Here is a 22812-nt window from a genome sequence, read left to right as displayed (position 1 = left end):
TAGATAATTGTTTAATTAAGAATTTGTTTGTGCCAATGATTTTTCGGTGATCTTGCTCAACTGCCCGAAAATGATCCCAGGTGCCAGGCGACTTAAAATGTACATAATGCGGGCCAACCCCGGGTAGATCTCAAATTTGTCTTTGATGATGCCTTTGATGGCTACATCAATCAATTTATCAGGTTCCATAAATGATTTGCTATCCACTTCCCCAGCAAATTGGTCGTTCAATGGCGTATTCGCCCCCGGTGCAACAAGTTCAAATACTTTAACATTTGTATTTTTTAATTGCACACGCAATGATTTGGTATAAGAACGTAACCCTGCTTTGGTAGCACCATAAACAGGCGCTATTGGAAAAGGTGTTAAAGCCAAACCTGACGTTACATTAATTATCGCTGCCGACGATCCAGTTTTTAAATGTGGCAGAAATGCCTGCACCATGCGAATAGGCCCAGACAGATTGATGTCGATTTCCCTTACAATGTTATCCAAATCAATAGATTCATCCTGTAAATTGATCTTGCGCATCTCACCCGCATTATTAATGATGATATTAAGCGATGGAAATTGTGTAGTTACATCGGCATAAAGTTGTTTTATGGCGATAGGATCACTAACATCACTTTGGAATATATGAACCAGCGGCAATTTTTTCTTTGTCAGGTCGAGTTTTGCCTGATCCCTGCCGGTAATTATTACCGTATTGCCCATATCAATCAGCCTCGAGGCAAATTCATAACCGAAGCCGCTGGTGCCGCCTGTTATAAGTATAGTGTTGTTGGTGAGTTCCATTTTGTGTCGTTTAATTTAACGATACAAAGATGGGGTGGAAGATGGAGCACGAGTTTGCAAACATCAATCCAATGTTTGCAAAATTCAAACCTGGTGTTTTTTAAGACCTAAAAGCCACCGGTGCCAATGAAGTTTGTTTCCTAAAGAAATTCGAAAAATGCGCCACCTGTTCAAAACCCAGGCAATAAGCTATTTCAGATATATTCCAGTCGGTTTGTTTAAGCAAGATTTTAGCTTCCTGCACTACGCGACTGGTAATTATATCTGTAGTGGTTTTGCCTGTATTTTCTTTAAGTACTTTATTCAAATGGTTTACGTGTACCGCTAACCTATCGGCGTAATCCTTTGCAGTACGCAAAGTTAATTTTTGATGTGGCGAATCAATCGGGAATTGCCGCTCCAATAACTCAATAAATAACGACGATACCCTTGCCGATGCCGTGTGCGATGGATAAAGCGCAGTCTCGGGCTGTAGCTTTTGTCCGTAGTGGATTAGTTCCATCACATAATTACGCAACAGGTCATATTTATGCGCATAGTCCGATGATAACTCCTTATACATTTTACTAAAAATGAAGTTAATGTCATGAGCGGCCTCATCAGTAAGCTGAAAAATAGGGTAGCCGCCCGGTTGAAAAATCGGCAACTCATCCAACATTACACCACTTTTGGAATGCACTAAAAACTCATGTGTAAAAATGCAGAAATAACCATGCTGATTATGATCCTGCGGTAACCAGTTATAAGGGATTTTTGGCGTTGCGAATAACAAAGCATTCTTTTCAATATCAATCACCTTATCGGCATATTCCGCTTTATTACGCCCGCTGATCAGGCTGATTTTATAATACTCCCGCCGGTTGTAGGGCATGGGGGTTGCCGGGTTCTTGCGAAACTTGGCAGCAATGTCGTCAACATTAAAAACATTAAAATGGCCAATCTCTTTATTTATCCCTTCGGGGATGAGATTAGCCGTTTCCCTATAAAACTCAGCGAGCGTTGTTGGTTCCATTGCTATTGTAAAATTCAAATATAGGCAAATAAGTAAATATTGTTATATAACCATTTTTGCAACCAGGTATTTAATGCGTATATTAGATTAACCGATTCCATCTACCACCAATTATGAACAGGAAACATTTCTTATACCTCGGCGGTACTTCGCTGGCGGGTTTATTATTTGTAAAACAGGTAAATGCCTTAACTGCCGTTCATCAACTCGTCCATTTACCTCAAAAAGTATTTGTTAAATTGGATGATGGCATCCAAGAGCTGCAATCATCAGATAAACAAACATGGACTTATAAAGATATAACAGTTAAACTCCACTACAACCATGCGGATTTAGGTGCGTCAGTTCACTCACCAACCATGGCATTGCATAATGTGCAATTACAATGGACTTATGCAGTCCCGTCATCTTCCATTGTTTTAGGCGACCATTGGGAACGTACTTATGGCGATGTTCATTTCCAACCGGCTTTATTCAGCAGGAAACTGCCCTGGTACTTTGTTCTGCATAACGGCGCAGCTACCACTTGCTTTGGCGTGAAAACGGGCTGCAATACTATTTGCTATTGGCAGGTTGGTGATGATAAAATGCAGTTAACCCTAGATACCACCAACGGCGGCTCAGGTGTTAAACTTGGCGATAGGGTTTTGCATGCTGCCGATATTATCGCCACTAAAAATAAGTCTGATGAAAATACATTTGCTACAGCAAGGCGTTTCTGCGGGATGATGTGCCCGAACCCGAGGCTACCCAAGCAACCGGTTTATGGTATTAATGATTGGTATTTCGCTTATGGCAATAGTTCCTATGATCTGATCATTCAGCATACCACCTTACTAGCTGATTTGGCTACCGATACCAATAATAAACCATTTTCAGTTGTAGATGATGGATGGTCGGCGTATACGAATAAGGAAAAAAATTACCGCAACGATTATTCGCAGCCGAATGATAAGTTTAAAGATATGCACAAGCTTGCAGGCAATATTAACCAGCTAGGCATGCGTGCCGGTTTGTGGACAAGGCCCTTAAGCACCAAACCGGATACGTATCAAAAACTACTTGCACCCACCATTCCAGGTAGGGATGATGTTAATCTGCCAACACTTGATCCCACCATTGATGAGAACCTGGATTATATTAAAAGTAATATCACGCTGTATAAACAATGGGGTTATGATTTGGTTAAGCACGATTTTAGCAGCTACGATATTTTTGGCAGATGGGGCGCTACTATGGCCGATGGCTTAACTGTACCCGGTTGGCAGTTTAATGATAATACTAAAACCAACGCCGAAATTATTCTGAACCTATACCGATCCATCCGCGAAGCGGCAGGGGATATGTACCTGATAGGCTGCAATACCATGAGCCATTTATCAGCAGGCATATTTGAGATGAACAGGATTGGTGATGATACCAGCGGCAACGAATGGTCGCGTACCCGAAAAATGGGCGTAAATACGCTTGGCTTCCGTATGGTGCAGCACAACAAATTTTATGCAGTTGATGGCGATTGTGTTGGCCTAACCACCAAAGTACCATGGGACAAAAACAAACAATGGATGAGCTTACTTGCCGAAAGCAGCGCACCGCTATTTATATCGGCGCAGCCGAATGCTTTGGGCGCGGAGCAGAAACAACATATTAAACATTGTTTCGCATTGGCGGCAAAACCACAGCCAATAGGCGAACCTTTAGATTGGTTAACCAACCAATGGCCCAAAAAATGGAAGTTAGATGGTAAGGTAAAAGAGTTTGACTGGAGTTAAAATCTTATTTTCCTTACTCCCTTGTTATTCTGATTTCCCCCCTTGTCATTCTGAGCGCAGCGAAGAATCTTCTTCGATTTGCATAGCGAACTTGCTTGATGCAGAAGATTCTTCGCTGCGCTCAGAATGACAATTAAGGAATACTACAATGTTATCCTTTGTTAGTGTCCTCACTAACAAACCGCACCCCTTCAATTTGCTAGTGAGGACACTAGCAAAGGAGGAATTAAGGAATATTATAGCTTCCCTGTCCTCGATGGCACAACACTCGTCACAAAATTAAAGCTCTGCGTCAACCCGCCAACCATCACCTTAAATTCACCTGCTTCGGTAACCGATTTGCTTACATCATTAATAAATGCCAGATCTTTTGATGTTAGTTTGAACGTTACCGTTTGGGTTTCGCCCGGTTTAAGATCGATCTTATCAAAAGCCCTTAAACGTTTAGTATCAGGTGTGATGCTGGCGTATTCTTCCCGACTGTATAATAACACACTCTCTTTTCCCTCACGATCGCCGGTGTTTTTTACATCAACAGTTACGGTTAATGTTTCACCCTCTTTTAAAGTTGGCTGACTAATTTTAAGATTACTGTACGCGAAAGTGGTATAACTTAAACCATCGCCAAACTCATATAATGGGTTATAGCCATGCTTATCGTCACTATTGCCATTCTCAATGTTTTTGTGGTAATAATTTACCAATGCGTTTGCATCTCGTGGATAAGTATACGGTAACCTGCCCGATGGATTTGCATCGCCAAATAATATATCTGCCAGTGCATTGCCACCTTCGTTGCCCGGTAAATAAGCCATGATAGTAGCGGCAGATTTACCCTCAATTGGCGTAATTATCCGTGGGCGGCCTTCAGTCATCACCAATATAATAGGCTTACCTGTTGCTGCCAAGGCATTAGCCAAATCCATTTGTGCCGATGGCAGATCGAGGTTATCAATATTACCGGGGTTCTCCGCGTAAGAGTTTTCACCCAAACACAATACAATCACATCCGATTTTTTAGCTGCTTTTACTGCCGCATCAATATCTTCAGGGGCTTCGTATGATGAACCCGGCTCATAGCTAACATTATCCTTGCCTATTTTTTGTTCGATAGCTTTTAAAATGGTTTTTTTATCTGTGGTGAATTGATTGGTAACATCGCCTTGCCAGGTATAGCTCCAGCCACCGTTTATGGCACGCATACTGTTTGCAGCCGGGCCGGTAACAAACACTTTTATATCCTTTTTAAGCGGCAATACGTTGTTGTTATTTTTTAATAAGGTGATAGATTCAACAGCCGATTTTAAACTTACCGCCGCAAACTCAGAAGAGCCAAATTTTGGATAATCATCGGGGTTACCTACCGGGCGCTCAAATATGTCCACCATGTATTTCATTTTTAATATCCTTCTAACCGATTCATCAATACGGCTTACGGGTACTTTGCCTTCTTTAACCAATTGTTTCAGCAAGTCATAAAAAGTATAATCCAAAGGTACCATGCTCATATCAATACCGGCATTTATAGCTATTAAAACCGCGTCTTTTTGCGTTGCCGCGATGTGGTGCCTGTCATGCAGGTATTTTATATCCATCCAATCGGTAACAATAACGCCTTTAAAGCCTAATTCTCCTCTTAAAACATCTGTCAGCAAATAATGGCTTGAATGTACTGGAACGCCATTTATTTCAGACGAATTCACCATAACCGACATAGCGCCAGCATTAACAGCAGCTCTGAATGATGGTAAAAAATACTCGCGCATATAACGGTCTGGTATCCAAGCAGGCGTACGGTCTTTGCCATCTAACGGGAAACTATAACCCAAATAATGTTTCATGCACGATGCTACATTGTATTTGCTACCAGGGTCATTACCCTGATAACCTCTAACTACCGATGCCCCCATGGTTTTAGCGAGATAAGGGTCTTCGCCAAAAGTTTCATAAATACGCGGCCAAAGCGGGTTTCTACCTAAATCCAATACCGGCGAAAAATCCCATGGAATATAGCTTGCGCGGGTTTCATAAGCGGTAATAGCACCTTCGCGCTTGGCAAGTTCCGGGTTAAAGGTTGCCGCCATACCAATTTCCTGCGGGAAAAGTGTGCTGCCTTGTACATAGTTTTGTCCGTGCATAGCATCAATGCCATATAACACCGGTATTTTTAAACGGGTTTGCGCTGCCGCGCTTTGTATGTCACTGATGATCTTATACCAATGTTCGCGGGTATAGGCCGCGCCGCTCACATTTAATATAGAGCCTACATGGTATTTTTGTAGCGCTTCTTTAATTTTATCTGCATCTATTTGTGTGGGTTGAGTAGCTGCGCCGTTAGCGGTTTGTAAAACAACATCTAAGGTTACCTGTGTCATCTGACCAATCTTTTCATCAATGGTCATTTTGGCAAGTAAGGCATCAACTTTTTTGTCGATATCGCTTTCGATAGTTTTGCGTTGTGCATTGGTGTATATTGCGCAAAATAAAATGACAGCAATCAATACTATTCGTTTCATAAGTTTTGTAAAGTGTAACTGGGTTTATAATGCTATTGTAGCAGGTTGCTAATATATGCCGATGTATAAATATTATCAGTAAAATGGTAAAATAGTGTCAACAAATGCGATAAAAATATCGGTCTATAAAAAAGTTTAAATCTATATTTCGACCATACAATAACAGTCTGTTTTAAACATCTATATTGCTTAAATATAGGCTATTAGCTTTATATCAATGAAAAAAAATATAATATCCGTACTAACAATTGCTCTTTGCTTTTTCCTTTGTTCAAACCTGTATGCGCAGAAAAATAGTATCACTCAGGTTAAGTTAACCGATTTCGATCTTCAGTCGGAATATCTGGTGAACGATGGCGGCAGTATAATATCAACACCAAATTATAAATCCAGCGTTTACTGGTTTCCGGTTAAGGTACCATCAACAGTACTTACAGGTTTGGTTGCCAACAAAATATATCCATCGCCATATTTAGGGTTAAATAATATGCTGATACCCGATGCATCCGACAAATTCAATAAAGAATATAATCTGGAGCAATACAGCTTTATCCCGAATCAGCCAAATCCATGGAAAAAGCCATACTGGTATCGTACAACATTTAAAGTAGCCGCAAGCGATAAGGGAAAAGTCTTTCAATTAATATTTAAAGGGATAAACTACCGTGCAGCCGTATGGGTTAACGGTAAACAAATTACCGATTCTACACAAATGGTTGGCATGTTTGCTGAGTACAGCCTTGATGTAAGTAAACATATCATTGCCGGTGGCGAGAATGCTTTGGCCGTAAAAATATATCCTTTAGATGAACCCGGATTCCCGGATAAAGAGCAGTTGGAAGCCATGGGGCCGTTTTATTTAAACGGTGGCCCTACCGGGGATATTGGCAAAAATGTTACCATGCTTTGTTCGGTAGGATGGGATTGGATCCCGCCGGTGCGCGATCGTAACATGGGTATTTGGCAACCGGTTTACCTGCGTACATCAGGCGCGGTAACCATCGGCCATCCCCAATTAAAAACTGATCTGCCTAATTTGCCGGATACAAGCATTGCCAAATTAGCGCTGAATTTAACGCTAACCAATCATACAGATATTTCTAAAAACGGTACGCTTAGTGTAAGCATCAAACCCGAAAACTTTGTGGGTGCTGCAGTACAGTTCAGTAAAGGCGTAGGTGTTAGCTCAAATTCATTTAAACAAGTTGGTTTTACTGCCGATGAAGTTAGCCAATTAATTATTCACCAACCACGTTTATGGTGGCCTAATGGTTATGGCAGGGCAAATTTGTACCGCATCAATCTAAAATATACTGATAATAATGGCGTAAGTGACGATACTACCTTTGTATTCGGCATACGCACTGTAGGTTCTACTGCAACGGATGTAAACGGCTATGTACGCCGTGATTTTTATGTGAATGGCAAACGTGTGCATTTAGTTGGCGGTGCCTGGGTACCTGATATGATGGTGAACCGTGATTCCGCCCGATATGATTATGAGATGCATCTATGCAAAAATGCTAATGTGAACTTAGTACGCATTTGGGGTGGAGGAGTTACGCCACCGGATGCATTTTGGGATGCGGCAGATCGGTATGGATTAATGGTATGGTCTGACTTCTGGGTTACGGGCGATACACAAGGTGAATTTAAAGGCTCTCCCGATTGGCCGCTTGAAGGAAATGTGTTTGTGAAGAATGTGATCAGTACTATTTACCGTGTGCGTAACCACCCAAGTTTATTGGTGTGGACAGGCGGCAACGAAGGCCATGCCCGTAAGGAATTATATTATGCTATGCGCGATAATGTTATAGCGATGGATGGTACCCGTCCGTTTATTCCATGTTCATCCGGCTTTGCCAAACTGCCTGCAGGGTGGGAAGGAGCATACCCTGATAACCAATCATCAGGCGTTTACAGCGGAGGCCCTTATGCATGGAAAGATCCTAAAGAATATTACAAATTGGCAGATGCCGGTAAAGACTGGGTATTTAAAGATGAAACAGGCATCCCATCGCAACCGCCATATAACACATTGGCAAAAGTGGTTACTAACTTAACCTGGGATACAAAACTGCCTTTCCCGCTAAACAATACCTGGGGCTACCATGATGCCTGTACAGGTGCTGCTAAGTATGACGAGTATTATAGTGATATGGTAAGTCGTTACGGCCAACCCACAACAATGGTAGGTTTCTCTGATAAAATGCAGCTGATGAACTATACAGGTTATCAGGGTATTTTTGAGGCTGATGGGCATAAACTTAATGAAACAGGTGGTGTAATGCTTTGGAAACTAAATTCAGCGTTGCCAAGTGTAGTATGGCAGATTTACGATTGGTATTTAGAACCTAATGCCGGTTACTACGCCATGCAAAATGCCGTAGAGCCAATACACATCCAGTTTAATCAGGATGATTCAACCGTAATGGTGATCAATCGCACCTTTAAAGGCACAGGTAATTTAACCGCGCAAGCTGATGTTTATTCGCTGAACAGTAAATCGCTATATCATCGTTCGGCTAATGTTAATTTATCCTCAACCGGCACAACTTCAGCAATGCCGTTAAAGCCAATTTTGGGCGATACTAAGGAATTTTGTTTTGTAGTGCTGAAGTTAACCGATGCATCAGGCAAAGTCGTATCACGCAACACTTATTGGATGGCGCCAAATAACGACTACAAGCCATTAAACAATATGGATAATGCCAATGTTAGCACAAGGATAATTAAGACAGAGAAAGGCTATAAAGAAGATAAATACACCCTGCAAATAACCAATAGCAGCAAGCGTATCGCATTCTTTGTCCGTCCGCAATTAATGGTTAAAGGAGAGGAAGTAATGCCATCATACTGGTCGGCAAACTATTTCAGCCTTGCACCGGGCGAAAGTACAACAGTAACCGTAAGCGCGCCGACAGCGAAATTAGGTAGTGAAAAACCAAGTGTTTTAGTTAGTGGATGGAATGTGAAGGAGCAGGTAATATCAGTATTGTAAGCTAAAACAGTATAAAACTTTCCTTTTGTCATTCTGAGCGCAGCGAAGAATCTGTACGGTGTAAACTACTTTACAGATTTTTCGTTCCTCAGAATGACAAATCATATTTAAGAATTTACCAATTCTCCAACCCCCTCAAATACCCCACCAACTGCTCAGCAATCAACTGATGCTGCGCCATATCCGGGTGACTACCACAACCATTATTATACCCTCCCGGGAAAAGGAAATGAGAAACTTTTTTATCCCCGCTATTATGCATGTATTGCTCAATACCAGATATATAATTTTTAAGCATTCCCGTTAACTCGACATTACCCATAGGGCTATTCAGGCAAACAATATCTGCATTAGGATAATGAGCCCTGATTTGTTTAATAAAACTCACATAAGCGCTGCAAAAAGCTACAGAATCTTGTTTGCCATCGTTCTGCCCAAGGCAAATGGTAACAACATCGGGAGTATATTTGCTGAAACTCCATTGGATACTATCGGCACGCAAATCAACCTTGTCAAATACCTTTGGCATGGTAATATCCAGGTTGCAGCAGCTATGTATTAAACCAATACCCGATACGGCACTTATTTGCCATTGCGCATCAAGCATCCTTGCCGTACTTGGTCCATAGCTCATATAAGCATTATGTTGATCGTACCAATAGCCTTTATCGCATTTAACAACCGATTGGTCCATACTGGTGCCGCAGGTTATCGAATCGCCTATAAATTCAATTTTCCTTTTAGGTTGATGCAGTGGTAATAACTCTTCGCATTTCATCCCCACAAACTCAATATAACCTATTCCCGATTCAGTATCCTTACAAATAGTAACCGTATGCGAACCGGAAGAAAGATTGCTGGCAACCAATAACCGGCTGGTTTTTCCGGTAGTCTGTATCCTGATAGGAGGGTTATTATCAATAGCGATCTCTAAATAATTATGAGTTACGCCGTACAGGGTTTCATCATTAACAGTGATCTCTAACGACGGTCCTTTAAATTTTGCCTGCACGTATACACCCGGGTTCCAAAAACGAGGGGCTAAAGGATTGTCAAAATCAACCCGGCCAACATATTTGATGTTGGGGTTATCGGCTTTAAAAAATGTTAATTCTTTATGTTTTAATGGCTTCGCGATAGCGCAAAATGTGCTGAAAGCGGCAATCGATAAGCAAAAAAGATACTTCATCTAATATTATTGAATTGGCGGAATATATTTTCCATACACAGCCAAAGGTGTTAAACGGTTTTGAAATAGGGTATGATCATCCTTAGCAAACTTCACAAAATCATCAGCACTAACCTGCCCGGGATATGGCGCGTAAAAATGTGTTGTTTTCCAGTTACGCCAAACCAGCACAAATGATGTTTGCGGGTACTTCTGCAATTTGGGTAATAAAACACTGGTCCAAAAATCAGCTTGCGGTATGCCCTCGTATCCAGTTTCGGCAACACATGCCAGTTTATGGTGTTCTTTGGCTATTTCCAGTTGTAAACCCATGCGTTTATCTAAATTATACGCATAGTCTTTTACGCTATTATAACAGTAGTTGTCAAAACCTATCACATCTACATAATCATCGCCGGGATATCTGGCCAAAAAATCTTCTTTGGTGTCAAAATCTGCTACAGAATATACAATCAGCAGGTTATGCAGTTTTTTTGTATTGCGCAAATAATCAATAGTAAAGCGCCATAAGGTTTTGAATTCATCAGATGTGCAATCATTTCTGCCCCACCAAAACCAATTACCTGTAAGCTCATGAAATGGCCTGAAAAGGAAAGGTATAGCTTCACCATCCGGCCCTTTTAATGTGTGCGCATATTCAGCAATATTATCTAAATACTTAACATAAACATCATGATGCGAGCCACCCGGAATAATATCCGCTACGCTATTATGCGTAGTATCCCAAGCAGATTTTCCGTTGGATGGGTTATCCATATGCCAGCAAAATTCATTAATGCCGCCGCGATCATAAGCCTCTCTCACTAACTTCCGCTGGCGCTTAAATGGATGGCCGTTAATATCACTGTCGCGTTTATGTTCCATCTTTGCGAAATCCCATTCGTACAAACCAGGGTAGGAGCCGGTAACGCTTTTTACATCCGAGCGGTTATCTTCATCTTTCCATCCAACACCATAAGCGGTATCGTCATGGTGGCCGAATAATGTTCCCGCGCCTACCAATCGCTGCATGCTACTGTAAAGCTGTATTGTTTCATGAGTAGCCAGTTTATCGCTTGGCGCATATAATTGCTGTGCAAAGCTTGCAGAGCCGCAAAGCAGTACGGATAATAGGGTGAGGCACTTTTTCATTTAGTTTACTTTGCTCAATTTAAGCATAAGCACCTCGTGCGAGCCAATAGTTTGCTTCAATGGTTTATTGGTTGTGCCGATGTTCTTTTTAGCCCAAAGGTCACGCAATGCATATGTGTTTTTATTAAAGTCGATGTTTAGTTTTGATGCCGTATCGGTGATCATGTGTTCTTTCCAGTCGAAATCAATATTTTGCTGGCGCGATAAACGGTTTAAAAAGCAAACCGCCAGGCTACTATCTTTTAATGCCTTTACAAATATTTCCATGCCATCAAAAGAGTAGTATTTAAAACACTCGACACCTAATGAATCCTGATCTACCGCTATAACTTCCTTATTGGTTAAGATAGCAGTTGTTTGAGACGACATTTTACGCAGATCATTACCAGATATTAATGGTGCTGCAAGCATACACCATAATGAAAAGTGAGCTTTATCCTCAGCATAAGTCATTCCGTTACCAACTTCCAGCATATCCGGGTCATTCCAATGGCCGGGGCCCGCATATTGCCTGATATGGTCCTGTAAATCCAAAATATGCAAAACACCAAACGACGACCAGCTGCCATTGTTCTGATCCTCTGCGAATCCTGCATGAATATCAGTGGTCGTACGCCATAATTGTCCTACGTTTTTTGCCCAAAGCCATGGCGCATGATTTCCCCACTCACAAAGACTAAAAACCATTGGCCTGCCCGCCGTGCGAATGGCCCTGCTCATAGTCAAATAAGCATCGCGTGCATTTATACTATCAGTATTACACCAATCGTATTTTAAATAGTCAACACCCCATGAGGCATATAAACGGGCATCCTGGTACTCATAACCATGTGTGCCGGGATAGCCTCCACAGGTATGTGTACCTGCACAGTTATAAATGCCAAACTTTAATCCTTTGGAGTGTACATAATCGGCAAATGCTTTCATTCCGCTTGGGAATTTCTTAGGATCAGCAACTAAGCTGCCGTTGTTATCTCTTTGCATCGACATCCACCCATCATCCAGCACAAAATAGGTATACCCGGCATCGCGCATGCCCGACGATACATAGGCATCCACCATATCTCTCAGCATTTGCTCGTTAATATTGGTTTGGAATGTGTTCCAGGTGTTCCAGCCCATTGGTGGGGTTTGTGCCAGTTCTTCAAACTTTTGCGCGAATAAATTACTGCTGCTAAAACAGCAAATAATAACAATTAATAGTTTATAAAGGGTTGATCTCATAGTCTTTATTTTTTATCTGCAACTAAAAATACAGCTGAATACGACGGTATGCTCACGGTAATTCCGCCTGATATGCTGGCAGTACTTGCCGGTATCGTGGCGTAATTTGATGGCCCGCCTGAACTTGTTGTCGGCCCTGCACCATTTACGTAAACCTGGTGTGAAAATGGAGCATTATCAGTACCACCTGTTAGCGTGTAATAATAGTAATTAGCACCCGCTGCAAAGTTTCTAAAGTTAACAGTTACAACACGGTTCCCGATACCTGTATTCACTAAAATAACACCCGCCTGCCCAGAGGTATAGGATGAGCCATAGGCTGATATATTCCCATTGCTTGACGCGGTAGTTAACAAATGGTCGCCGATATAATTTTGGAAAAAGTACATATAATAAAATGCAGGTCTTGGGTTCCATGCAGGTGCACCCGGTTCGGCACCCTGGTACGGCGCTGAGTTATTGAACATGCCCATATCATCCCCATTGTCGTATGAATTTGCCAAATCCCAGCGGCTTGTCATACTAATTTGGTCTTTCAATGCTTCGCCCAAAGTCATAACCGCATGTAAGCCTGCTATATTTGATACCATTTGCGATGATCCGGTCGAAAAAATATTCCATTCATCCATAGCAACGGGTTTTTGCGTAACCCCGGCATTTGCTACCGATGTTTTTACCCATGCCATCATTTGGCTTGTACCCGGTGCCGGTGTGCCTAATATAACACTCGGTTGTGAGTTTTGCTCATAAGGGGTATAGTAATTATGGAGTACGAAGAAGTCGGCAGTATTGCCTTCGGCTGTTAAAACATTGTTGTTCCAGTTACTTACCTGGCCTTCACTGGCACCGTTTTGATCAGCGGCGCCGTCTAAAACTACACCAATTTTTATATTGGTGTTACCAACCTGAGCAGCGGCGGCACGCATAGAATCGGCAAAAACCTTAAAGTGATTACCATAGGTGGTACCATCCTGTATTTGTACCTGTCCATCCTTGTTTTGGGTTTGATCAATTCGATAGCCGGCTTCCCAATCACCATATATTTCGTTGCCGACTTCCCAATAAGTTGTGCGGCCTTTATCATATCTAACCCAATTAGCGGCATAATGCGCAGCCGTTGCTACCGGGTTGGCACTCGTTCCATAACGCGCGTAACCATAGTTAACAGTAATTAACCCGGTACTTTTTGTTTGTTGTAAAGCCGAATAGTAATCATCAACTGTCATGGTTGTTGAGGATGAACTGTTGCCAAACCAATAACCGGCTGCCGAAGCAGTGCCATTGTCGTCTAACAGTTGTGCAGGCGCATCAGCAGGCGCGGTATTTGACTGATCCCAGAAATAAATATCCGACAAACTGCCACCCGGAAACCGGAGAATGTTAGGTGATAAACTACTAATGTTATTAATTAATACAGGTACGGTTGAAATTGGGCCCATAAAAGGGTTGGTATTATTACCATACTCTAAACTTGATACCTTGGTTATTTCCTTACTTACGTCAACCGTAACAATAACCGCTCCATCTGCAGAGGGTTTTGTTGCCGCCTTTGTAGATGGCGCAACCCATGTTTTTGCCTGCCAGTTATTTAAAAAGAAGCCTTGTGTACTGGCAATAGCAGGCTCGGTTGGTGCTACAATAGGGGCGTTGGTTGTATCTGTTGTAGCACCACCACTATTTGTTGATGAGTCGCCTTTTTTACAAGCCTGTAGCATCATGCCGCATCCCGCTATAATCAAACACGTTTTGTTGAAATTCTTCATTGGTTTATCTGCTTATCCGTTTAATAATCTCTATGCACGCCCGGCTATTATGATATGGGCATTTCCAAATACCAGCTTTGTCTTCACCCTTCATCGTTTCGCCATTTTCATCTATTCCCCATAGCCATTCGCCGTATTTTGGGTCTAATATTTTAGCTTTGATGTATTGCCAGTTTTTCTCAACTATGGCAAGATATTTTTCATCGCCAGTTATTTGCCAGGTATTATAAAACCCAACCATAGCTTCAGCCTGTACCCACCAGTGTTTTTGTTTAATGAGCTGATGATCTGCAGGTTCATATTCATACCAAAGGCCGCCATCATCATCCAAGCCAGCTATGGTAGCTTCGGTTATTGGGATATTGATGGTCTTGATTCTTTCGAGTAATAATTCATTGTTAATCACTTCGGCCGCTTCCTGTAAAAGCCAGGTAGTTTCTATATCATGGCCGTATGATATTAATCCTGATTTGTTGTTCCAGTCCTCATCAAAAAATAATAAACAGTGATGTGTTTTTGGGTCGATAAAATGATCTAAGAAGTTATGGATCAGGGTTTCAATTTGCAGTTTTAACTCTTCAGGTTGCCAAATACGGTATAAGGTTGTATAAGCCTCCAAAACATGCAGATGCGTGTTCATTGTCTTTTTCTCATTGGCATCCTTTGCACTTAACCGGAGATCATTAAGCGGTTGCCAATCTCTCGTAAAAGCTTCTAAATAACCGGTATTTTTAGTGTCGAAGCTGTTTTTAACTAACAAGTTATAAAGTTCAATGGCTAATGTTTTGGCTTCTTCATTACCTGATGCAATGTGATATTCGCTGAACCCATAAATGGTGAACGCATTAGCATACACCTGCTTTTTGGTATCCAGTGGCTTGCCTTCATAATCTACCGACCAGTAAACGCCGCCAAATTCGTTGTCAATAAAATGGTCAATTATGAATTGGTATGCTCTTTCGGCATATTGTAAGTAATCAGGATTTTTAGTGAGATTATAAGCAGCAGAGAACGACCACAGTATTCTTGCATTTAAAACAGAGCCTTTGGGCGAATTTTCAATTACCTTATTTTGCTCATCAATACGACCAAGAAATCCGCCATATACCTCGTCGGTAGTGTTGTTCATCCAATAGCTAAAAATGTTGCTTAACTCATCGCTAAGCTCATTTTTTAATACTGCAAGCTGATCTTCAACGGGCTGATTGTGTACCATTTTTTGCACTTATCCTTTTTTTTCCTGAGCCAATATGTTGTTATTAGCTGTAATTATTTTGTTTAACGTATCAACTGATGTTGCCGAACGCAAACCATCTGCCGGGTTATTCATTACATAGTCTAATAGTTTTGGCAGGGTAGAGGTAGCCACATGCATTCGGGTATCCGATGATGCGTAGTAAATATAAACTGTGCCATCCTCGTCAATTATCCACCCGTTACAGAAAACAACATTTGGTACATCACCGGTGTATTCATCGTCAGCAGGTGCTATAAAATAACCGCCCGGTTTGTGAATTACCTTAGTAAGATCATGCAAATCAGTCATAAACATATATAGCACATATCTTAAACCGGCAGCAGTGTGACGCACGCCATGGGCCAAATGCAGCCAGCCATGTTCGGTTTTAATTGGTGCCGGACCCTGGCCATTTTTAGCTTCGTAAACTGTGTGATAAATTTTATTGTCGATGATGTCTTCATGATCTATAACCGCATGTTCAATATCATCACACACAGCAAAACCTATACCGCCACCTTTACCTGCATTAATAAAACTATCCTGCGGGCGTGTGTAAAAAGCATATTTGCCATTAACAAATTCCGGATGCAAAACAACATTACGTTGTTGGGCCGATGGCGTTTTTAGGTCGGGTAAACGTTCCCAGTTTATAAAATCGCGAGTGCGGGCAATACCGCAAGCGGCAACCGCCATTGATTGGTCGTAAGCTGGTGCTTCAGGGTCACGTCTTTCGGTACAAAATAAGGCATATATCCAACCATCAGCATGTTCTGTTAAACGGGCATCATATATGTTTGTATCAGGTTTGTCCGTCTCCGGCATATTAATCGGCTTTTCCCAAAATGTGAAATTGTCTATGCCGTTAGGACTCTCCGCGATCGCGAAAAATGATTTCCGGTCGACACCTTCCACACGGGCCATCAGCAAGTATTTGCCTTTCCATTTTATAGCGCCTGCGTTAAACGCCGCGTTAACACCAAAGCGCTCCATTAAATAAGGATTCGTTTTTGGATTTAGATCATATTTCCAAAAAACCGGCGCATGTGCTGCTGTTAATACAGGATTTATATAGCGGTCATATACGCCATTACCAAGCCCTGCTATTTTGTTTGGCGTAGTAATAAGCTTATCGTAAGCATTTTCTAATGCTGATAACCGTTGTTCAAATTCTCTTGTCATTTCAGTAATTAATAGTCTTTTAATTTATTCCACCAGGTTTTTTTAAGTATTGCAATGATGACAGCCAGTAGGGCTATAGTCACCATTAACGGTAACTTTTGCATCAGTATTAAGTACATGGGCAATATGGTGAGGCACAACTGTGCTATAGTACCAATTACCACATTGAACATATTTAGTTTAAAGTTTTTGTTTGATTGAAAGTCAGGATCATCGGCCCGTACCAAGGCTTCAATATGGCCCCACGCACCCCAGGGGCGTACATTGATATAGAATGATCGTAAAACGGCTATGTCAGTAGGTGGGGCTGTATAAGTGCCAATAATGGCACCCGCAATTGATACTACAAATAACACGGGAAACCAGTATAAAACATGCCCTGCATCAACAGTTACTGCCAACACCATTGCTGTTGCAATGCCACTGAGCATCCCCCAAAAAAAGCCATTGGCATTAAAGCGCCACCAATGCCATTTTAAAACATTTGATACAATATAGCCGCTATACAGTGCCGATACGATAAATTGTAAGGCTGCATTTATATTCTTTATACAAAATCCTAATAAAACACCTATAGCTACCACAATAATACCCATCAGGTAATTCATGGTCATTATTTTTTTGGTTGATGCTTTAGGATCAACGTATTTTACATAAATATCATTAACAATATAAGCCTGTGCCGCGTTAAGTGTACCGCTAAAAGTGCTCATGAAAGCGCCAAGTAAGCCTGCAAGCAATAAGCCAACTAAGCCAACCGGTAGAAAGTTATTTATCACCGCAGGTAAAATGCGTTCAAAGTCAATTGCTCCTGTGGCATCCTTTAGATTCATTTGGTGGTAATACAACAAGCCCAGTAAGGTTAAACTGATGATAAGCGCATAACGGATTGGCAACAGTATGATATTTACAAAACCACTCATTTTACTTGCCTCTTCAGGTGTGCGGGTAGATAGTATTTTTTGCATATCATAAGTCGGCGCAGGGCCGGCAAGCGCCGCGAAAAATCCCCTGAAGGTCATCATCATAAAAAACACTCCGAAAAGTGAATAGCCGTCTTCCTTTATTTTTTGATTTACTTCGGTTATGATGTTCGTCCAGTTCAGGTTAAGGTGCAAGCCAAAAAACGGGCTATACCAGCCGTTAGGTACATTGAGTGTATGTCCTTGCAACTTCATTACGGCTATAACTGAGATCCAGATGCAGGCGGCAGTCATTACGATATATTTGATCACATCCCCCAAAACAATGCCATGCATCCCGCCTAAAATAGAGTAGAACATAGCGAACAGCGTGAAAATTATCCCGTAAAACTGGGGTACATATTTAAGCGGCACATCGAATGGTACGTATGCCTTTACAGCGCTCCATGGGGCAAATATTTCGATGAATTTGCCAAGGCCAATAAAACCATAGGCCAGGTATCCAAAGCAACAAAACAGGGCAAATACAATAACTATTATGTGCGATGCACGAACAGCTTTTCCACTATCGCCAAACCTGGTTTTTAACCATTCCGCGCCTGTTGAGGCATTGGAACGGCGCAGCCAGCGTGATAAATACATCATTAAAAATACCTGGTTAAATACCGGCCAGAGCCAGGGTATCCAAATGCTTTTCATTCCGTAGGCGAAGCAAAGGCTTACCATCCACATGGTGCCGCTTATGTCGAACATGTCTGATGCATCGCTTAGGCCAAGCATATACCAGGGCAGCGATTTGCCGCCAAGCATATAACTTTCTTTATTTTTTCGTGCCTTTTTGCGATACCATAAACCAATAAATACGGTTGTAAGTAAATACAACGCAATTATTGATAGATCTATAAAAGATAGATGCATGGGTGTGTTTTATAAAATTAATATATGGCTCGCTACAGCTTTATTAACCTTTTTGAGAGGGGGGTAAAACTGGTTTTATTGGCTGTAGCTAAATTAAAACGGTTACTTGCAGTATACTAATACTATTTTAACCATTTAAAATACATAAACTGTTATTAAAGGTATTAGTTGGTGTTTTGGGCTATATAAATATCCGGTTGCCGGTATAGGTTTCCCTGAAATCTTTAGGGATGCAAAACTTCTTGCGTTTAAATATCCGGTTGAAGTTTGATATGTTATTAAACCCGCATTTATAAGCAATTTCGGCAACAGTATTGGTGGTGTCGATCAGCATTCTTGAGGCATGCCCCAGGCGAATTTCATTCAAACTATCGATAAACGTTTTTCCGGTTCTTTTTTTGATGAATCTGCTAAAAGACGCCTCCGGCATATTGGCTATTTTGGCTACCTCGGCCAGTGTGATCTGCATGTTGTAATGGCTGTTCATATACTCAAAAACCTTTTCAATGCGCCTGCTGTTGTAATGGAACTGTTCGTTTGAAAAGCTGGAATCCGACAGTGTTTTCATGTTGCGGGATATAGAAAGATCGTGCAGTATAGAAAGTAGTTCCAATACCGAATCAAACCCGCTTTTTTTGTTTAATGAGTATATGCGGTCTTTTAACGCCGCTATGGTTTCAGGTGAGAATAGTATGCCTCTTTGCGAGCGCTCTATCATGTTTTTAACAAAGCTTAACTGGTTGCGTCTCAAAAATTTATCATCAAACAAGTCCTTGTGAAATTGTATAGTTACTTCCGTAATTGATTGGCTTTGGCATTGGTGCGTAAACCATGCATGGTATACGTTTGGGCCAACAAGTACCAGCTCCAGGTCGTCAATTACTTCAATGTGGCCACCAACAACCCGTTTAGCCCCTTTTGCATTAATAATAAGGTTGAGTTCATACTCATCATGATAGTGCAATGGGAAGTCGAATTTTTCTTTGACCCTTGAAAAAATTGTAAAGCAATCGCCGGGAGTTAACGGCGTTATTTCGCGCATTACGTTACTTGTCATATCAATAAATTTGAGGTGTACTTAATTGGTTAAGATATTGATACAAATTTAACATATTATTAATCGGAATGTGATTTGTTTCAAATTATCTATTAAAAAAAATGCCATCACCCATACTAGGTGATGACATTTGTAACCAAACATTAACCAATTCTTATTTCGTTATTACAACAATATTCATGTTGTATAATTAACACCCGGTGTTGGTTAACATCAGGTGTTAATTTGTATTGTTATTTTAACAGTACAACATCATCAAAATAGAATGTTTCGTTCTGATCATTAGGGCCTTGTATATAGAACCCGAATTGTTTTGAGCCCTGTAAATTAAGTGTCGATAACGGCATTTTAAAATACGTCCAAACGTTAGCCGGAACAGTAATAGGAGTGCTGGTATCTGAGTTTCCAAATCCTCCGCGAGTATCAGCCGTAAGATAAAGGGTGTAATTTTCAAGACCACCTTTTATCCAGAAAGATAAGTAGTTGTAACTTGCTGTTGGTAGGCCTGTACCACCGGTGCCAAAACCATCTGCAGACCAATCACCTTTATCGTATGTTGCTGCAAAAGAGCTGGTGCCAGTTTTAGCTACTGTAGTAGAAATTGCTGTTGGGCCCCATGAGCTGCTGTACCATCCATTGCTATAATTATCAGTAAAAACCTGATATGAATTATCCAGATCATTAAATTGCGCTGAGGAAACCGCAGTAGCTCCGGTATTCGTTCCTGATGTATAAATGAATTGAAGAGGAGTGGTGGTAGCTGTAGATGTTGGCATTTTTAAAGTCATGGTGGTATCAGTCTGAGACACTATTATTGCCACATCGCCCGTTGTTTTCAATTTAACTGATGTTACAGAAGCAAAGCCTTGGCCGGTTAAGCTGATTAGGGAATTAGCCGTAAAATCATTAGTTGAATACGTTAGAACAGTTGGTGCCGGTGGTAAAACGGTGAAGGCATAAGTAACAGATCCATACAATGTGGTAACCACTATTTTATTAGATTGTGGTTGCGTAGTAGGGATGGTGCTTGGTATGTTAAATATAAGCTCACTATCAGAACCTAAGGCCCGGTTAAAGTAAACAGTTACGCCATTGATCGTCAATTTGGTAGCCGAACCTAAGTTTTTACCTATAATTTCATAGGTGTTGTTTAGGTTGCCGGTGGCTGTTGTTGAATCTTGAGCCGAATAACCATTTGGTGGGTTTGTTTGAGTTGTTGTACTGGCGGTTCCTGTTGTATCGTATGTGGTATAAGTTTTTGTTACAGAATCTGTAAGCACCTTACCCAAAGTACGTATACGTGTAATAACAGGTGCTCCTGTTCCGGCTGTATAACCTTCGCTATTCTGCTTTTTGCAGGATGCAAAACCCAGTACCATCAAAGCTGATAGTACCCAGGTTAAGTTTTTCGATTGTTGAAATTTATTTCTTTTCATGATGGTTTTCATTATTTGAATGTATACTTAACCGGAGGTTTGGCCAGATTTGGATCCGCTGCAATTTCATCTGCCGGAATATTAAATAAGAAATCGGCAGGTGTTGGTGTAAAGTGGATCGAATTGATAGATGTTTGATCAGGGAAGGCGTTATTGTATGTGCCACGTTCCTGCGCGCTGATGATGCTGATAGCAGTTGTGTGCGCTGTGTTCAAATAACCATCTATACGTCCTAAATCAAACCAATAATCCTGCTCAAGGGCAAATTCCAGGCGTCTTTCATTCAGCAACTGCTTGTACGTGAAAGATGTAACGGCCGGTACACCTACGCGGGTTCTTACCATGTTAAAATATTGTAACGCTGTTGCATTTGTAGTTGATGCTGTTAAAGGGATACCTGTACCAACGGCAGGGTTTGCCTCCTGGCCTAATATAGCTTCAGCCTCAATTAATAATACATCTGCATAACGCATAATATAAGTATTGTCGCCTGCGGCTTGTGCGTTCACCTTGCCGTTGTTATCAGGGTCACCTGCCTGGCCTACAACATACTTCTTAGGTTCAGCCTGTGTGCCTTGTGAGCTTGCACTTAGTGGTAGCGTATAGCCGCCATCTTTAACATCAATCTCTGAATAATAGCTTCCCGGTAGCATAATGGTAAAGTGCCTGCGTACAGTATCTCCGCCTTCCGCTAAAAATGCGTTTTGCAAATCAATTGTCGGGCCGAATACACCGTAACCATCGCTGCCACCAGTTATAGTAGTGCTAAAAGCCCATGATGCTTGTATAGAGTTACCATAGTCATAATTGGAACCACCAACACCTGCATTGTAAATCCATTGCATAGCCAGTATTGATTCTTTATTATTGTTGTTGATGGTACGGAACAGATCACCAAAATTTGGTAATAATGCAAATTCGCCGCTGTTAATTACCTTTTCGGCTTCTTTTTGGGCATCAACATAATCCTGCATATATAAATAAACCTTTGCAAGCAGTGCAGATGCTGAGCCACTAGAGCCGTGGCCTGTTGAGGCAACACCAGCGGTACAATTAGCTTCTGCAAATTGTAAATCTAATACCATAAGATGATAAACATCGCTTATGTTATTTGTAGGTACGGTTGCAAAATCGTTTATATCCTGAAGCGGGTTTTCAACAATTGGCACAGGCCCAAAGGTGCGCACTAGGTAAAAATAAGCTGCCGCTCTTAATAAATGAGCTTCGCCTAAAGCATTGTTTACAACTTTGGTGGGTACCGACGCTGGCACAGTTGCGGGTAGGTTATTCAACAAGCCATTACATTGTGCAATTACTGTAAATGGTGAATCCCATGCAGCAAGTAGTTCCGCATTGTCATTGGCTACAGGAGGTGTTCCAAAAGGTCCAACATCAGACGAGTAGGAGCGACCGTTACCGCTTGCGAATTCTGTAATAGCCCAGCCAACTTTGTTATTCCAGCCAAACCATGGCGATCCATATAAGCCATTTGTACTGGCTGCTACCTGGTCGGCAGTTTGATAATAATTGCCTACAGTTACGCTTGATTCAGGTGGACGGTTGAAAAAATCTTTTTTGCAACCGGTGGCAAGCATTCCTGCCATAGCCGCCATGCCTGCAATATATTTAATGTGTATTTTCATCTTTAATTTCTTT

15 protein-coding genes are annotated in these 22812 nt (G+C 41.4%); 2 read left to right on the top strand and 13 right to left on the bottom strand.

Going from position 1 to position 22812, the window contains the following annotated elements; genetic code table 11:
* Positions 1-15: 15 nt before the first annotated feature.
* Together GSQ74_RS12420 and GSQ74_RS12415 are read right to left on the bottom strand one after the other, a co-directional pair.
* Positions 16-795 carry an SDR family oxidoreductase gene (locus GSQ74_RS12420; protein ID WP_158993712.1) on the bottom strand — a complete coding sequence of 260 codons (780 nt, stop codon included), beginning with the start codon at positions 793-795 and terminating at the stop codon, positions 16-18.
* 100 nt (positions 796-895) lie between these two features.
* Positions 896-1807 carry an AraC family transcriptional regulator gene (locus GSQ74_RS12415; protein WP_158993710.1) on the bottom strand — a complete coding sequence of 304 codons (912 nt, stop codon included), beginning with the start codon at positions 1805-1807 and terminating at the stop codon, positions 896-898.
* Between the two features lie 113 nt (positions 1808-1920).
* Here GSQ74_RS12415 and GSQ74_RS12410 point away from each other — a divergent pair, with 113 nt between their 5' ends.
* Positions 1921-3579 (top strand): alpha-galactosidase, encoded by a 1659-nt coding sequence (locus GSQ74_RS12410; protein WP_158993708.1) that lies wholly within the window; start codon positions 1921-1923, stop codon positions 3577-3579.
* A 236-nt stretch (positions 3580-3815) separates the two neighbouring features.
* On the opposite strand, the gene GSQ74_RS12405 is transcribed toward GSQ74_RS12410, so the two are convergent.
* Entirely contained in the window at positions 3816-6095 is a 2280-nt protein-coding gene (locus GSQ74_RS12405) for a glycoside hydrolase family 3 N-terminal domain-containing protein (RefSeq protein WP_158993706.1), read from the bottom strand.
* A gap of 217 nt (positions 6096-6312) precedes the next feature.
* Between GSQ74_RS12405 and GSQ74_RS12400 the strand changes: the two genes are divergently transcribed.
* On the top strand, positions 6313-9096 hold the full coding sequence (locus GSQ74_RS12400; protein ID WP_158993704.1) for a sugar-binding domain-containing protein: 2784 nt from the start codon (positions 6313-6315) through the stop codon (positions 9094-9096).
* 115 nt (positions 9097-9211) lie between these two features.
* Here the strand turns inward: GSQ74_RS12400 and GSQ74_RS12395 are convergent, their stop codons facing one another.
* The 10 genes from GSQ74_RS12395 to GSQ74_RS12350 all read right to left on the bottom strand — a co-directional run bounded on the left by GSQ74_RS12395 (position 9212) and on the right by GSQ74_RS12350 (position 22799).
* Complete coding sequence (locus GSQ74_RS12395) at positions 9212-10285, bottom strand: SGNH/GDSL hydrolase family protein (RefSeq protein ID WP_158993702.1); 1074 nt, start codon at positions 10283-10285, stop codon at positions 9212-9214.
* Between the two features lie 6 nt (positions 10286-10291).
* Positions 10292-11416 carry a glycoside hydrolase family 26 protein gene (locus GSQ74_RS12390; RefSeq protein ID WP_158993700.1) on the bottom strand — a complete coding sequence of 375 codons (1125 nt, stop codon included), beginning with the start codon at positions 11414-11416 and terminating at the stop codon, positions 10292-10294.
* On the bottom strand, positions 11417-12640 hold the full coding sequence (locus GSQ74_RS12385) for a glycoside hydrolase family 27 protein (RefSeq protein WP_158993698.1): 1224 nt from the start codon (positions 12638-12640) through the stop codon (positions 11417-11419).
* Positions 12641-12645: 5 nt separating this feature from the next.
* Complete coding sequence (locus GSQ74_RS12380) at positions 12646-14403, bottom strand: alpha-L-arabinofuranosidase (protein WP_158993696.1); 1758 nt, start codon at positions 14401-14403, stop codon at positions 12646-12648.
* 4 nt (positions 14404-14407) lie between these two features.
* Entirely contained in the window at positions 14408-15619 is a 1212-nt protein-coding gene (locus GSQ74_RS12375; RefSeq protein WP_158993694.1) for an AGE family epimerase/isomerase, read from the bottom strand.
* Positions 15620-15628: 9 nt separating this feature from the next.
* Positions 15629-16822: a glycosidase gene (locus tag GSQ74_RS12370; protein WP_158993692.1), complete on the bottom strand. Its 1194-nt coding sequence runs from the start codon at positions 16820-16822 to the stop codon at positions 15629-15631.
* A gap of 8 nt (positions 16823-16830) precedes the next feature.
* The gene (locus tag GSQ74_RS12365) at positions 16831-18663 is read right to left on the bottom strand and encodes a sodium:solute symporter family protein (protein WP_158993690.1); all 1833 of its coding nucleotides are present in this window, start codon (positions 18661-18663) and stop codon (positions 16831-16833) included.
* A gap of 181 nt (positions 18664-18844) precedes the next feature.
* Positions 18845-19720 (bottom strand): AraC family transcriptional regulator, encoded by an 876-nt coding sequence (locus GSQ74_RS12360; RefSeq protein ID WP_158993688.1) that lies wholly within the window; start codon positions 19718-19720, stop codon positions 18845-18847.
* 233 nt (positions 19721-19953) lie between these two features.
* A complete protein-coding gene (locus GSQ74_RS12355) occupies positions 19954-21156 on the bottom strand; it encodes a cell shape determination protein CcmA (RefSeq protein ID WP_158993686.1) in 1203 nt (400 codons plus the stop codon).
* Between the two features lie 11 nt (positions 21157-21167).
* On the bottom strand, positions 21168-22799 hold the full coding sequence (locus GSQ74_RS12350; protein ID WP_158993684.1) for a RagB/SusD family nutrient uptake outer membrane protein: 1632 nt from the start codon (positions 22797-22799) through the stop codon (positions 21168-21170).
* Positions 22800-22812: the final 13 nt, after the last annotated feature.

Origin of the sequence: Mucilaginibacter sp. L196 (genome assembly GCF_009765905.1) — a bacterium.
GTDB lineage: Bacteria > Bacteroidota > Bacteroidia > Sphingobacteriales > Sphingobacteriaceae > Mucilaginibacter.
Note: the sequence above shows the minus strand (reverse complement) of the source record. Positions and strands in the feature narration are given on the sequence as shown.

Bases quoted from the DNA above. Each gene is read 5' to 3' on its own strand.
- GSQ74_RS12390 (WP_158993700.1), bottom strand. From the start codon at position 11,416: ATGAAAAAGTGCCTCACCCTATTATCCGTACTGCTTTGCGGCTCTGCA.
- GSQ74_RS12410 (WP_158993708.1), top strand. From the start codon at position 1,921: ATGAACAGGAAACATTTCTTATACCTCGGCGGTACTTCGCTGGCGGGT.
- GSQ74_RS12400 (WP_158993704.1), top strand. From the start codon at position 6,313: ATGAAAAAAAATATAATATCCGTACTAACAATTGCTCTTTGCTTTTTC.
- GSQ74_RS12385 (WP_158993698.1), bottom strand. From the start codon at position 12,640: ATGAGATCAACCCTTTATAAACTATTAATTGTTATTATTTGCTGTTTT.
- GSQ74_RS12395 (WP_158993702.1), bottom strand. From the start codon at position 10,285: ATGAAGTATCTTTTTTGCTTATCGATTGCCGCTTTCAGCACATTTTGC.
- GSQ74_RS12420 (WP_158993712.1), bottom strand. From the start codon at position 795: ATGGAACTCACCAACAACACTATACTTATAACAGGCGGCACCAGCGGC.
- GSQ74_RS12360 (WP_158993688.1), bottom strand. From the start codon at position 19,720: ATGACAAGTAACGTAATGCGCGAAATAACGCCGTTAACTCCCGGCGAT.
- GSQ74_RS12380 (WP_158993696.1), bottom strand. From the start codon at position 14,403: ATGAAGAATTTCAACAAAACGTGTTTGATTATAGCGGGATGCGGCATG.
- GSQ74_RS12415 (WP_158993710.1), bottom strand. From the start codon at position 1,807: ATGGAACCAACAACGCTCGCTGAGTTTTATAGGGAAACGGCTAATCTC.
- GSQ74_RS12370 (WP_158993692.1), bottom strand. From the start codon at position 16,822: ATGACAAGAGAATTTGAACAACGGTTATCAGCATTAGAAAATGCTTAC.
- GSQ74_RS12405 (WP_158993706.1), bottom strand. From the start codon at position 6,095: ATGAAACGAATAGTATTGATTGCTGTCATTTTATTTTGCGCAATATAC.
- GSQ74_RS12375 (WP_158993694.1), bottom strand. From the start codon at position 15,619: ATGGTACACAATCAGCCCGTTGAAGATCAGCTTGCAGTATTAAAAAAT.
- GSQ74_RS12350 (WP_158993684.1), bottom strand. From the start codon at position 22,799: ATGAAAATACACATTAAATATATTGCAGGCATGGCGGCTATGGCAGGA.
- GSQ74_RS12365 (WP_158993690.1), bottom strand. From the start codon at position 18,663: ATGCATCTATCTTTTATAGATCTATCAATAATTGCGTTGTATTTACTT.
- GSQ74_RS12355 (WP_158993686.1), bottom strand. From the start codon at position 21,156: ATGAAAAGAAATAAATTTCAACAATCGAAAAACTTAACCTGGGTACTA.